The following is a 13,657-nucleotide window of genomic DNA, read 5'->3' as shown; positions in this document are numbered from 1 at the left end:
GATCTTGATCTGCTTGTGATCTTGATCTCAGGCGCCCCGTTAAACCACGCTGGCCGGAATTCGCCAGTGATTTGGGGGGTAAACCGGCAGGGATGCCGGTTTAGCCGCCCCGCGCCATGGATGGCGCGTGGCGGCGGCCCCCCAAATCACTGGCGGATTACGGGCACACCGAGCCTAGGCGAGGTGCCGAGTGGTGGGGCAAGAGCGTTTTGCTTACTTTGCCGCTTTTGCAAAGTGAGCCGCCGTCAGGGCGGAACCCTAAGTGGCCGTTACCTAAATAACGGATATGTACTCAGTCTGATCCCACATCCCGGTCGGCTGTCAGGCCGTCTTCGCAGGCAAGCCAGCTCCCACATTTGGATCGCGGGGCGTCAGGTAGATATGCGCTGGCCGCCGGGGCCGGCACGGGAGCAAGCTCTCACAGGGAACCGCGCCCATTTCAGGCCAGGTAGCCATCCCCGCGCAACAGGGTTTCCAGGCAGTGTTCGGTGATGTGATAAAACGCCTTGAGCTCCTGGATTTTTGCCAATAGCTGCGCGTTGTCCACAGGCTCGGCACGTTTGACCGCCAGGATCATCTTGTTCTTGTTGGTGTGTTCCAGCGAGATGAACTCGAACACCTTGGTCTCATAGCCACAGGCTTCAAGGAACAATGCGCGCAGGCTGTCGGTGACCATTTCCGCCTGCTGGCCCAGGTGCAGGCCGTATTGCAGCATCGGCTTGAGCAACGCCGGGCTCTGGATCTGCAGGCGGATCTGTTTGTGGCAGCACGGCGAGCACATGATGATCGACGCACCGGAACGGATGCCGGTGTGGATCGCGTAGTCGGTGGCGATGTCGCAGGCATGCAAGGCAATCATCACGTCCAGCTCACTGGGCGCCACGCTGCGTACATCGCCACATTTGAACACCAGCCCCGGGTGCTCCAGGCGTGCGGCGGCGCTGTTGCAGAGGGTGACCATGTCTTCACGCAACTCGACACCGGTGACCTCGCCCTCGGCCTTGAGGGTATTGCGCAGGTAATCGTGAATGGCGAAGGTCAGGTAACCCTTGCCCGAGCCGAAATCGGCGACACGCACCGGGCGATCGAGCTGCAACGGCGACGACGTCAGTGCATGGCTGAACACTTCGATGAATTTGTTGATCTGCTTCCACTTGCGCGACATCGAGGGGATCAGCGCCTGCTTGGCGTCGGTCACGCCCAGGTCGGAGAGAAACGGCCGGCTCAGGTCGAGGAAGCGATTTTTTTCACGGTTATGCTCGGCTGAAGGCGCTTCGCGCAGTTGCTGCGGTTTGCTTTTGAACAGCGAGCTTTTGTTCTTCTTGCTGTATTCCAACTGGGCTTCGTCGGTCAGCGCCAGCAAGTGCGCGTTCTTGAACGAGCTGGGCAACAGCTCGGCGATCGCCGCCACGCCGTCGGCCAAGGGGAAGTTCTTGGTGATGTCGCGGGTCTTGTAGCGATAGACGAACGACAGGCAAGGCTGCTCCTTGACCACCACCGGCTTGATGATCAGCCGCTGCAACTCGGCTTCCTCACCGACGTACTTGGCCAGCACCAGCTTGATAAAAGCGTTCTGGGCCAAGCTTGCGCTCAACAGTTCGATGAACTGGGCATGATGATCCGGCGCAGGGCGGGCAGGTTGAGCGGTGACGGACATGAACAAAAACGCCTCGGGTAAAGAATGCCGGGCATTTTAGGCGGGATGGGGGTTCAGGGCACGGGGTTATTTGATCAACGGTCAATCAACCCGAATAAGGATGCTGCCTTGTGTAGGAGCGAGCTTGCTCGCGAAAAACGTCAACGATAACGCGGGTGTCCTGAATGAACGCGGCGTCGATGAGTTTTTCGCGAGCAAGCTCGCTCCTACAAAAAAGCAGTTATTCGAGTACGACCAGGCGATTGGGCAGTTCGTTGCGGGTTTGGGTAACGGGCACATGCACCTTGAGCAACTCGCCACAGGCTTCAACGCAGGCGATGAACCCGGCCAGCGTCTGCCCCTGTTTAACTTGCTGGGTAAACGCCTGGACAATGGCGTCCCAATTGCTGTCATCCAGGCGCTTGGAAATCCCCTCATCCACCAGGATCTCCACATAACGCTCAGCCTCACTGACAAAAATCAGCACCCCGGTGCTGCCCACCGTGTGGTGCAGGTTCTGCTCCAGAAACTGCCGCCGCGCCAGGTTGGACGCACGCCAGTGGCGTACCGAACGCGGGATCAGCCGAGTAGTGACCTTGGGCAAGCGGAACACCAGGCACAGCACAATGAACGTCGCCCACTGCGCCACCAGCAAGGTGTACATGGTCAGGTAACCCGACAGGTAATGCACCACGCCCGGCACCACCAACGCGATCAAGCTCGCCCACAGTAACGGAATGTAGGCGTAGTCGTCGGCGCGCGCCGCCAGCACGGTGACCAACTCCGCGTCGGTGGTTTTCTCGACCCGGGCGATCGCTTCGGCGACTTGGCGCTGCTCGTGTTCAGTCAGTAATGCCATGGTTGTAGATGCTCTATTCTCGTTATTGTCATTACCAACTGCCCGAAGCCCCGCCACCGCCAAAACCACCGCCGCCGCCGCGGAAACCACCGCCACCGCCGCCACCACCGCCGCGCCCGCTGCTGTTGAGAATCGCCAGCAGGATAGCGCCCACCGGCAAGCCCATGCGATTGCACAGCCACAGCACGCCGATCAGCAGAATAAACAGGCCGATGGAAAAACCGGGATTATCCATGGCGAAGTTCGCATCCGCCACATGGGCCGGCACCGCCAAGGGCTCACCGCCCACCACCTGGATCATCGCGGCCACACCGTCGCTGATGCCCTGGCTGAAATTGCCGGCCTTGAACTTGGGCAGGATCACCTGGTTGATGATCACCCAGGATTGCGCATCCGTCAGCACGCCTTCCAGGCCATACCCGACTTCGATGCGCAATTGGCGGTCATCACGGGAGACGATCAACAGCGCGCCGTTGTCCTTGCCCTTTTGGCCAATGCCCCACTGGCGGCCCAATTGATAACCGTAGTCCTCAATAGGCACGCCTTGCAGGTCGGGCACGGTGACCACCACCAACTGGTCGCCCGAGGTCTGCTCCAGCGCCTGCAGTTGCTGGGTCAGTTGCTCGCGCACCGCCGGGTCGATCATCTGCGCGCTGTCCACCACCCGCCCGGTCAGCGCCGGGAAGGTGAGCGCCGCCTGGGCCACGCCCACGCAGGCCAACAGCCACAGCGCCAGGCCTATCCGTAATAAACGCATCGACACCTCAGTGCAGCCTTATTTGAACTTCACTTGCGGCGCTTTATCGGCATCGGCGCTGGTGGCTTCAAACGTGGCGCGGATCGGCAAGTCGCTGTACATCACGCTGTGCCACAGGCGGCCCGGGAAGGTGCGGATCTCAGTGTTGTAAGCCTGTACGGCCTGTATAAAGTCACGGCGAGACACAGCGATACGGTTCTCGGTGCCTTCAAGTTGCGATTGCAAGGCCAGGAAGTTCTGGTTGGCCTTCAGGTCCGGGTAACGCTCGGACACCACCATCAAACGGCTGAGTGCGCCGCTCAGGCCATCCTGGGCTTGCTGGAACTGCTTGAGTTTTTCGGGGTTGTCCAGGGTGCTGGCATCCACCTGGATCGAGGTGGCCTTGGCCCGCGCTTCAATCACCGCGGTAAGGGTTTCCTGTTCGTGGGCGGCATACGCCTTCACCGTTTCCACCAGGTTGGGGATCAGGTCAGCACGGCGCTGGTACTGGTTCTGCACCTGGCCCCAGGCGGCCTTGGCCTGTTCGTCCAGGGTCGGGATGTTGTTGATGCCGCAACCGCTCAGCACGCTGCTGATCAGTAACAGCGCCGCAGCCTTGAAGCCCCAGCGATAAGTGTGTGCTGCTTGCATAGTGTTTCTCCTGCCCGATCTGATGGAATGTGACGACTAACCCTATAAACCACGCGCTTGGGGCATAATCCGCCACCACTGGAATGCTTCGAGCCAATCAGCTACAAAGATGCCCAGCGCGAAAAAGAGTTCAGAGTGTGCTGCATTTATCTGAACAACACCCGAACAACAATAGACGTTCCCCACATTTTGGCCGACAGCATCTCTCTGAATGCTGCGCAGTCGCCGAAAAAGGATATTCATGAAAAAGCTGTGTTTGCTCGGCCTTGTTGCCACTCTGGCCAGCCACCCCGTATGGGCAGAAACAAAGCCTGCTGCGCTTAACGACAAGGACGCCTTCGTCAGCGACCTGCTCAAGCAAATGACCCTGGATGAGAAGATCGGCCAATTGCGCCTGATCAGCATCGGCCCGGAAATGCCCCGTGAGCTGATCCGCAAGGAAATCGCCGCCGGCCGCATCGGTGGCACGTTCAACTCCATCACCCGCCCGGAAAACCGTCCGATGCAGGACGCGGCCATGCGCAGCCGCTTGAAGATCCCCATGTTCTTCGCCTACGACGTGATCCACGGCCACCGCACCATTTTCCCGATCAGCCTGGCCCTGGCCTCCAGCTGGGACATGGACGCCATTGGCCGCTCCGGGCGCATCGCCGCCCAGGAAGCCGCCGCCGACAGCCTCGATATCACGTTTGCACCAATGGTCGATATCTCCCGCGACCCGCGCTGGGGCCGCACTTCCGAAGGTTTCGGTGAAGACACCTACCTGGTGTCACGCATTGCCGAAGTGATGGTCAAGGCGTTCCAGGGCACCAGCCCCGCGAATGCCGACAGCCTCATGGCCAGCGTCAAGCACTTCGCCCTCTACGGCGCGGTGGAAGGCGGGCGCGACTACAACGTGGTCGACATGAGCCCGGTCAAGATGTACCAGGACTACCTGCCGCCCTACCACGCGGCGATCAAGGCCGGCTCCGGCGGCGTGATGGTCGCGCTCAACTCGATCAACGGCGTGCCTGCCACCGCCAACACCTGGCTGATGAACGACCTGCTGCGCAAAGACTGGGGCTTCAAGGGCCTGACCGTCAGCGACCACGGTGCGATCGTCGAGCTGATCAAGCACGGCGTGGCCAAGGACGGACGTGAAGCCGCCAAGCTGGCGATCAAGGCTGGCATCGACATGAGCATGAATGACTCGCTGTACGGCAAGGAATTGCCGGGGCTGCTCAAGTCCGGCGAGATCCAGCAGAGCGACATCGACAACGCCGTGCGCGAAGTGCTCGGTGCCAAGTACGACATGGGCCTGTTCAAGGACCCGTACCTGCGCATCGGCAAGGCCGAGGATGACCCGGCCGACACCTACGCCGACAGCCGCCTGCACCGTGCCGAGGCCCGCGACATTGCGCGCCGCAGCCTGGTGTTGCTGAAAAACCACAACGACACCCTGCCGCTGAAAAAATCCGCGACCATTGCCCTTGTCGGCCCGCTGGCCAAGGCACCCATCGACATGATGGGCAGTTGGGCTGCTGCTGGCCGGCCTGCGCAATCGGTGACCCTGCTCGACGGCATGAACGCCGTGATCGGTGAAAAAGGCAAAGTCATCTATGCCCGTGGCGCCAACATCACCGGCGACAAAGCGGTGCTCGACTACCTCAACTTCCTCAACTTCGATGCCCCGGAAGTGGTGGATGACCCGCGCCCTGCCCAGGTGCTGATTGATGAAGCGGTGAAGGCGGCGAACAACGCCGACGTTATCGTCGCGGCGGTGGGCGAGTCCCGTGGCATGTCCCACGAATCGTCGAGCCGTACCGATCTGAACATCCCGCAAAGCCAGCGCGACTTGATCAAGGCCCTCAAAGCCACCGGCAAACCGCTGGTGCTGGTGTTGATGAACGGCCGTCCGCTGTCGATTCTCGAAGAGAACCAACAGGCCGACGCGATCCTGGAAACCTGGTTCGCAGGTACCGAAGGCGGCAACGCCATCGCCGACGTGCTGTTCGGTGACTACAACCCATCGGGCAAGCTGCCGATCACCTTCCCTCGTTCGGTGGGGCAGATTCCGACCTACTACAACCACCTGACCATCGGCCGGCCATTCACCCCAGGCAAGCCGGGCAACTACACCTCGCAGTACTTCGATGACACCACCGGCCCCCTGTTTCCGTTTGGCTATGGCCTGAGCTACACCACGTTCAGCCTGTCGGACATGGCACTGTCGTCCACCACGCTGAACAAGACCGGCAAGCTCGATGCCAGCGTCACCGTGAAGAACACTGGCAAGGTCGATGGCGAAACGGTTGTGCAGTTGTATATCCAGGACGTGGCCGGTTCGATGATCCGCCCGATCAAGGAGCTGAAGAACTTCCAGAAGGTCATGCTCAAGGCTGGCGAAGCGCGCACGCTGCACTTCACCATCACCGAGGACGACTTGAAGTTCTACAACGCCCAACTCAAGTTCGCGGCGGAACCGGGTGAGTTCAATGTGCAGATCGGCTTGGATTCCCAGGATGTGCAGCAGCAAACCTTCGAACTGCTCTGATCTGAAGCTGTAAACACGGTCGCTGTGGGAGCTGGCTTTTGTGGGAGCTGGCTTGCCTGCGATACAGGCACCTCGGTTTGTCAGGTGTACCGAGGTGATGCTATCGCAGGCAAGCCAGCTCCCACAGTTGATTGAGTTGGCCCGACTAGCCGCGCCGATCCAGCAGGTTCACCACCAACCGATCAATCCAGCCCCACACCCGCTGCTTCACCCGCCGCCACAATGGCCGCGCCTTCCATGCCTCCAGGCTCACCGCCTGGCTTTGGGCAAAGTCCGCTTCGAAACTGCCCACCACCGCTGCCGTCAACTGCGGGTCCAGCGCTTCCAGGTTGGCTTCCAGGTTGAAGCGCAGATTCCAGTGGTCGAAATTGCACGAGCCAATGCTCACCCAATCATCCACCAGCACCATCTTCAGGTGCAGGAAACACGGCTGGTATTCGAAGATCTGCACGCCTGAACGCAGCAGGCGCGGATAATAACGGTGCCCGGCGTAACGCACCGACGGGTGATCGGTGCGCGGGCCGGTGAGCAGCAAACGTACGTCCACACCGCGCCCTGCTGCCCGGCGCAAGGCACGGCGCACGCTCCAGGTTGGCAGGAAGTACGGGGTCGCCAGCCAGATACGCCCCTTGCTGCTGTTCAAAGCACGAATCAACGATTGCAGGATGTCACGGTGCTGACGCGCATCGGCATACGCCACGCGGCCCAGCCCCGGCCCGGTGGCGGGCACCTTGGGCAAGCGAGGCAAACCAAAGTGGGTAGCCGGTTTCCACTCACGGCGCGCGGCGTTAGCGTGCCATTGCCGGTCGAACAGGGCCTGCCAGTCCAGCACCAGCGGGCCGCTGATCTGCACCATCACTTCATGCCAGTCGGCGGTGTCTTGCCCCGGCGTCCAGAACTCGTCGGTGACACCGGTGCCGCCGACCACCGCAATGCGCTGGTCGATCAGCAGTAGCTTTCGATGGTCGCGGTACAGGTTGCGCATCCAGCGCCGCCAATTCAGGCGGTTGTAAAAGCGCAGCGCCACGCCGGCATCGGTCAAGCGCTTGCGCAGCCCCAGGGTAAACGCCAGGCTGCCGTAATCGTCAAACAGGCAACGCACCTGCACGCCGCGTTCGGCGGCCAGTACCAGCGCCTGCACCATGGCCTCGGCGCAGGCCCCGGCTTCGACCAGGTACAACTCAAGATCAACCTGCTGCTCGGCCCGGGCGATACCCACCAGCATCTGTGGGAAGAAATTCGGCCCGTCGATCAGCAATTCGAATTGATTGGCGCTGCGCCACGGGAACACCGCGCCGCTCATGTCAGCGCGCCGTGAAGATCAGCACCGCACCCACCGGCACCGACAAACTGATCGACTTGAGCCCTGCCGCCTTACGCAAGGTAGCCACACCGGGCGCCAGGTCGAAATCCTCGGCATGCAGCACCACGGGCTCCAGGGTTACCACCTGGAAACGCCGCTCATCCAGGCGCGTGGCCAGCAGTTCGGCGCTGTAGGTCTGGGTCTTGCCGTGCAGCGTGACGCTCAAGGGCAGGCGCAATTCCAACTGCGCGCCGGACGCCAGGTCATTGATGGGCTGCAGATTGATCTGTGCGCTGATCTGCGCTTCGGGGAAGGTCTTGATCTCGAACAGCTCTTTACGCATGCGCTCGTCGCGCAACGGAATACCGCTGTTGATTGAGTCCAGCTCCACTTCCAGCCGAGCCGCGCCTTTGGCGTCGACTTTGCCGTGCAGCACCAGGAAGCGCTGGACTTCGGCAATCTCGGTGTTTTTGGTGGTGACGAAAGACAGGCGCGAGGATTCGTTATCCAGGTACCAATCGGCGTGGGCAGGCACAGCAGCAAAGGCCAGCAGCGCGAAGACCAGAGGTTTGACATTGAACATATAGACTCATGGGGCAAAAAACCTGGGCGAACCTTAAGCGCAATCTCACAACCGGCGCAAATTCAATGTGGGAGCTGGCTTGCTGTGGCGAGGGAGCTTGCTCCCGTTCGACAGCGCAGCTGGAGCCGGCTTTTTGGGGGCGCTACGCACCCCAGCGGGAGCAAGCTCCCTCGCCACAAAAGCCAGCTGCCGCAGGATTTTTGCTGTGTTTTCAAACCAGCGTTCGCTGCACTTCGCAGATCGTTTCTTCAAGGCTGCCCATGTGCAAATTCAACACCCGCTCCACCGGCGCCTGATGCATCGGCCAATGCAGCGCCATGCTCCCCACCAATCGGCCATTGGCGCGCACCGGCAAGGCCACCGCCCGGATCAGGAACGGCAAACGCACCGGGTATTCCCAATAGCCCTCGGTACGCTGTCCGAAGCCCTGGTGCTGGGTTTGCTCGCATGCGCGATAGTGCTCGTCTGCCGCCACATGATTGCGGCCTGCCAGGCGCTGTACTTCGTCAGCCGGCAATTGCGTCAGGCAAGCCTTGCCCATCGCCGAGTGGAACAGGCTGGCGTACTGGCCGACGATCTGGCAGTTGTTCGGGTACAGCTTGCGCAACACGCTGGGGATCGCGCTTTCCATGACCTCCAGGCGCTCGCCATCGAAGCACGACAAGTCCACCACCAGCCCAGTGCGCTCGCTGAGCTCCAGCAACCAAGGGGCGGCGCTCTCCACCACCTGGCGCTTGAAGCGTTGCTGGGTATCGCCAAACAAGCGCCGGGCACGCAGGCGGTAACGCCGATCGCTCAGGCCGCGGTAGACCCACCCCTGTTCCTGCAAGGTCAGCAACATGCGCGACACCGTGGCCTTGGGCAGCTGCGTGAGGTAGTGCAGTTCTTCCAGCCCCAGGGCCTGGTGCTCGCCCAGCAACTCGACGATTGCCAGAGCGCGCTCAACCGAGCGTACGGTGCCTGTCTCCATATTCGATCTCCCTGTTGCTGGTGGATGATCTTTTTTCACAGCAAGATACAGGCCCGGTCAGCGCTCAACGGGTCGTTGCAAGGCACGCCGGTGGCCGGCGTTGTACCCATTGGGTCAGTTGTTCATGGGCATAGGCCAATTGCAGCACGGCCCTGTCGGCCTGGGCCGGGCCAATGATTTGCAGGCCCATGGGCAAGCCCTGAGGGTTGAAGCCCGCCGGGATGCTCATGCTCGGCAAACCGGCGAGGGTCGGGCCGATCACCACTTCCATCCAGCGGTGATAAGTGTCCATTTCACGCCCGCCCACGAGGCGCGGCCAAGGCTGTTGTGCATCGAAAGGGAACACCTGGGCGGTGGGCAACAGCAGGAAATCGTAACGTTCGAACAGCTTGCCCAAAGCGCGGTACCACTGACTGCGGTCCACCGACGCCTGGTAAACCTGCTGGGCACTCAAGCCCTGGCCGCCCTCCACTTCCCATTGCGCTTCGGGCTTGAGCAACGCGCGCTTTTGCGGGTTGGCGTAGGCCGCGCCGAGGTTGCCGTGCACCAGCCAATGGCGGTGTACCAACCAGCAGCGCCACAGGCGCGCCATGGAAAAGTCCGGTTGGCAGCTGTGCACTTCACAGCCCAACCTGGCGAAATCATCCAGCGCCGCTTCGCACAGGCTCATCACGCCATCATCCATCGGCAGATAACCGTTGTAGTCCCCCAGCCAACCGAGGCGTGCGCCGTTGAAGTCGCGTTGCAACGGCTGGCCCAGCACAGCGGGATCGTCCCTGGATGACAACGGCGCCCGGGGATCGTAACCGGACTGAATGCTCAGCAACCGCGCCACATCCGTTACGCTGCGCCCCATCGGGCCTTCGGTGCCCAATTGCTGCACGAACAGTTCCGGCATCGGCCCGTGAGGCACCCGCCCCTGGGAGGGGCGCAAGCCGAACACGTTGTTGAACGCCGCCGGGTTGCGCAGCGAGCCCATCATGTCGCTGCCGTCGGCCACCGGCAGCATGCGCAGCGCCAGGGCCACCGCCGCTCCGCCACTGCTGCCACCCGCCGCCAGGCGTGGGTCATAGGCATTGCCGGTGGTGCCAAACAGCGTGTTGTAGGTGTGGGAGCCCAGGCCGAACTCCGGCACGTTGGTCTTGCCGATGATGATCGCGCCACTGGCCCGCACCCGCGCCACGCTGATGGCGTCTTCGTTCGGTACATGCTCGGCGAACAGCGGTGAGCCCAGGGTGGTGCGCAAACCCTGGGTGGCCGCCAGGTCCTTGATGGCCTGGGGCATGCCATGCATCCAGCCACGGGAATGGCCCCGGTCCAACTCACGATCACAGGCTCTCGCCTCGGCCAGCACGGCCTCGCTTTCGCGCAACGACACCAGCGCATTCACGCCAGGGTTAAAGCGCTGGATCTGCGCCAGGTACGCCTGCATCACCTCTTCGCACGATACCTGCCGCCCATGGATGGCCCGCGACAGCTCAGTGGCATCCCAATCAACAATACTCAAGGCTTCACCTCTCTGGAAAACGGCAGCGGCTTGCTCGCCCGGGGTGCCTCGCGCATGCAGTAAGTGCCCAGCAGCGTCAGCACGCACGCAAACAATACATAAAACGACGGCGCCACCGGCGTGCCCAGCACCTTGCTCAGCCAGGTCACGATCAACGGCGCGAAACCACCGAACACCATCACCGCCACGTTATAGGCCACCGACACACCGGTGGAACGCACCTCAATGGGAAACTGCTCGGCCAATGCCGTCGGCGCTGGCCCGAAGAACCCGCCAATCGCCGTGCACAACATCACCTGCATCACCAGCAGGCGCTCGATGGACGGCGCGGCGGCCACCCACACATACAACGGGTAGACCATCACGAAGAACGCCAGGGTGAAGGCCATCAACACCGGTCGCCGTCCCAATCGATCCGAGAGCAGGCCGGACAAGGGGATCACCACGGTCATCAGCGCCACCGCAAACATCTGCACCATCAGCACCTGGTCCAGCGGCAGGCCGAGGTTCTTGTGGGCGAAGGTCGGCATGTTCACCAGCACCACGTAGAACGACACCGTCGCCCCGCAGGCCAGGCCCATGGACACCAGGATGCTGCGCCGATGGTCACGCAGCACTTGCATGAGGCTCGGCGCCGGGCCGGTGGCGTTTTTACGCGCCTGGATGAACTCTTCCGGGTCTTCCATGTGCCGACGAATCCACAACCCCACCGGGCCGATCAACAAGCCCAGCACAAACGGCAGGCGCCAGCCCCACAGGTCGAGGGTTTCGGGCGAAAAGAAATGCGTGACCAACGCCACCATCGCCGCCCCGCCGAACACCGCCAGGCATTGCCCTACCAATTGCCAGGAGCCATACAAGCCCTTGCGATGGGCAGGTGCGCTCTCCACCAGAAATGCCGTGGCGCTGGCATATTCACCGCCGGTGGCAAACCCCTGAAGCATCCGCGCCACCACAATCAGCAACGGCGCACCCATGCCAATGGCGGCGTAGCTCGGCGCGAAGGCGATCAGCGCAATGGACACGGTCATTAGCCGGATAATCAACTGCATCGCGGCTTTGCGGCCTTTGCGGTCGGCATAGATACCCAACAGGATGCCGCCCACCGGACGCATGAAAAAGCCCACGCCAAAGGTGGCCAGGGCCATCAGCAGCGACGCGTATTCGTCTTCCGAGGGGAAGAACTGCCGGGCGATGATACTGGCGAGAAAGCCGTAGACGATAAAGTCATACCATTCCAGCGCGTTGCCGATCACGGCCGCCACCACTTGGCGGGTGCGGGAAACGCCAGGCTTTGAAGTCTGCATGAGGAACACTCCATTCAACCGATATAGGGAAAGGGTCCAGCGGCAGAAAAAGATGAGGTCGTCAGGCAGGCTTGAGCCAGCTCTCGGCCAGCGCGCCCCAGTAGGCTGCGCCGGTCAGCAGGATGTCGTCGTTGAAGTCATAGGCGGGGTTGTGCACCATCGGTCGCGACACGCCGTTGCCGATAAACAGGTAACTGCCGGGGCAGCGTTGCAGCATCCAGGCGAAGTCTTCGCTGCCCATCAGCGTGCGGGTGTTCCCATCCACAGCGTCGGCACCGAGCAAGGCCACACCGACCTGGCGGGCGAATTCGGTTTCTTCGGCGTGGTTGACCAGTACCGGGTAGGCCGGGCGGTGTTCGACGTGCACGGTGCAGCCGAAGCTGGCGGCCTGGGTGTGGATGATCGCGTTGACCCGTTCCAGCATCTGTTCGCGCACCGTGGGGTTGAGTGCGCGCAAGCTCAGGCGCAGCAGCGCTTGCTGGGGAATCACGTTGGCGGCCTGGCCGGCTTGCAGCGCACCGACCGTAACCACGGCGGCTTCCTGGGTATCGATATTGCGCGCTACTACCGTCTGCAAGGCCATGACCATACTCGCTGCAGCCACCAGTGGATCGACCGTGAGGTGCGGCATGGAACCATGGCCGCCGACGCCTTCAAGGGTGACAGTGAGCAAGTCCTGGGACGCCATCATCGGGCCAACTCTTAATCCCAAATGCCCCGCCGGCAAGCCCGGCATATTGTGCATGCCGAACAGGCCGTCACACGGGAAGCGCTCCAGCAAACCATCCGCCAACATCGCCTCGGCACCGCCCTGGCCTTCTTCGGCGGGTTGGAAAATCAGGTTCAAAGTGCCGTCGAATTGCCGCGTCGCCGCCAAGTAACGCGCGGCACCGAGCAACATGGTGGTGTGGCCGTCATGGCCGCAGGCGTGCATGCAGCCGGCATGTTGGCTGGTGTAGGCCGCGCCGGTGTTTTCGATGATGGGCAAGGCGTCCATGTCGGCGCGAATCCCCAACGTGCGCGAGCTGTTGCCATTGCGCAACACACCGACCACACCGGTCCTGCCGATGCCGGTGTGCACCTCGTAACCCCACTCCTTGAGTGACTGTGCGACCAGCGCTGAGGTGCGGTTCTCTTCAAAGCCGAGTTCGGGGTGGGCGTGGATATCGTGACGCACAGCGTGCAAGTCGCTGGCAACGTCGCTGAGCCAATCCAGGATGTGCTGGTGCGGGCGCATGGTGATTCTCCTCACAGGCGGGTGGTCCCGTTCTTGTTGGCGACACATCGACAGCTAAGCGCGATGTGCGCGTGAGGACAATCAAAGGTGGTTCCACCCTGTGGAACCTGAGGCCAACCATTTTCTTAAAATCTCTGGAGATCAAAATGTGGGAGGGGGCTTGCCCCCGATGACGGACTGTCAGCCAAAACATTTCCAACTGACCCACCGCTGCCGGGATCAACAGCGAAATGCCACCGGTTGCGAGGCCACGTACATAGCGTTAATCTCCCCACCGTCGCTGCTCATCAACGACCGGGCGTGGAATCCCGAGAAAGAAGCTCATTTTGGTTGTA

General features: G+C 61.8%; 11 protein-coding genes. 1 reads left to right on the top strand and 10 read right to left on the bottom strand.

The genetic code is table 11. From position 1 onward, the window contains the following. Positions 1–439 precede the first annotated feature (439 nt). The 4 genes from ACP7CZ_RS05930 to ACP7CZ_RS05915 form a co-directional block, all read right to left on the bottom strand. Positions 440–1,657, bottom strand: coding sequence for a class I SAM-dependent methyltransferase (locus ACP7CZ_RS05930; protein ID WP_034126538.1), 1,218 nt, complete (start codon positions 1,655–1,657; stop codon positions 440–442). A 220-nt stretch (positions 1,658–1,877) separates the two neighbouring features. Then, the gene (locus ACP7CZ_RS05925) at positions 1,878–2,495 is read right to left on the bottom strand and encodes a TPM domain-containing protein (protein ID WP_044272726.1); all 618 of its coding nucleotides are present in this window, start codon (positions 2,493–2,495) and stop codon (positions 1,878–1,880) included. Between the two features lie 31 nt (positions 2,496–2,526). Next, a complete protein-coding gene (locus tag ACP7CZ_RS05920; RefSeq protein WP_054898727.1) occupies positions 2,527–3,252 on the bottom strand; it encodes a TPM domain-containing protein in 726 nt (241 codons plus the stop codon). Positions 3,253–3,270: 18 nt separating this feature from the next. After that, positions 3,271–3,882 (bottom strand): LemA family protein, encoded by a 612-nt coding sequence (locus tag ACP7CZ_RS05915; RefSeq protein WP_014717327.1) that lies wholly within the window; start codon positions 3,880–3,882, stop codon positions 3,271–3,273. A 241-nt stretch (positions 3,883–4,123) separates the two neighbouring features. Here ACP7CZ_RS05915 and bglX point away from each other — a divergent pair, with 241 nt between their 5' ends. Continuing rightward, on the top strand, positions 4,124–6,415 hold the full coding sequence (gene bglX, locus ACP7CZ_RS05910; RefSeq protein ID WP_054898726.1) for a beta-glucosidase BglX: 2,292 nt from the start codon (positions 4,124–4,126) through the stop codon (positions 6,413–6,415). A gap of 145 nt (positions 6,416–6,560) precedes the next feature. On the opposite strand, the gene ACP7CZ_RS05905 is transcribed toward bglX, so the two are convergent. From ACP7CZ_RS05905 to ACP7CZ_RS05880, 6 genes are all read right to left on the bottom strand, one after another. Then, positions 6,561–7,718 carry a phospholipase D-like domain-containing protein gene (locus ACP7CZ_RS05905; RefSeq protein WP_034126534.1) on the bottom strand — a complete coding sequence of 386 codons (1,158 nt, stop codon included), beginning with the start codon at positions 7,716–7,718 and terminating at the stop codon, positions 6,561–6,563. Between the two features lies 1 nt (position 7,719). Further along, on the bottom strand, positions 7,720–8,301 hold the full coding sequence (locus tag ACP7CZ_RS05900) for a YceI family protein (protein ID WP_054898725.1): 582 nt from the start codon (positions 8,299–8,301) through the stop codon (positions 7,720–7,722). Positions 8,302–8,512: 211 nt separating this feature from the next. Further along, positions 8,513–9,271: a helix-turn-helix domain-containing protein gene (locus tag ACP7CZ_RS05895; RefSeq protein WP_054899019.1), complete on the bottom strand. Its 759-nt coding sequence runs from the start codon at positions 9,269–9,271 to the stop codon at positions 8,513–8,515. Between the two features lie 64 nt (positions 9,272–9,335). After that, the gene (locus tag ACP7CZ_RS05890; protein WP_054899018.1) at positions 9,336–10,778 is read right to left on the bottom strand and encodes an amidase; all 1,443 of its coding nucleotides are present in this window, start codon (positions 10,776–10,778) and stop codon (positions 9,336–9,338) included. Then, a complete protein-coding gene (locus ACP7CZ_RS05885; RefSeq protein WP_054899017.1) occupies positions 10,775–12,085 on the bottom strand; it encodes a citrate-proton symporter in 1,311 nt (436 codons plus the stop codon). The genes ACP7CZ_RS05890 and ACP7CZ_RS05885 overlap by 4 nt, the downstream gene beginning before the upstream one ends. A 61-nt stretch (positions 12,086–12,146) precedes the next feature. Further along, entirely contained in the window at positions 12,147–13,322 is a 1,176-nt protein-coding gene (locus ACP7CZ_RS05880; protein ID WP_054899016.1) for a M20 aminoacylase family protein, read from the bottom strand. Positions 13,323–13,657: the final 335 nt, after the last annotated feature.

The sequence above is a fragment of the Pseudomonas sp. DWP2-2 genome (assembly GCF_049897065.1).
GTDB classification, from domain to species: Bacteria; Pseudomonadota; Gammaproteobacteria; order Pseudomonadales; family Pseudomonadaceae; genus Aquipseudomonas; species Aquipseudomonas paracarnis.
The sequence above is the reverse complement of the archived record's forward strand: the minus strand, read 5'-3'. Positions and strand labels throughout refer to the sequence as shown.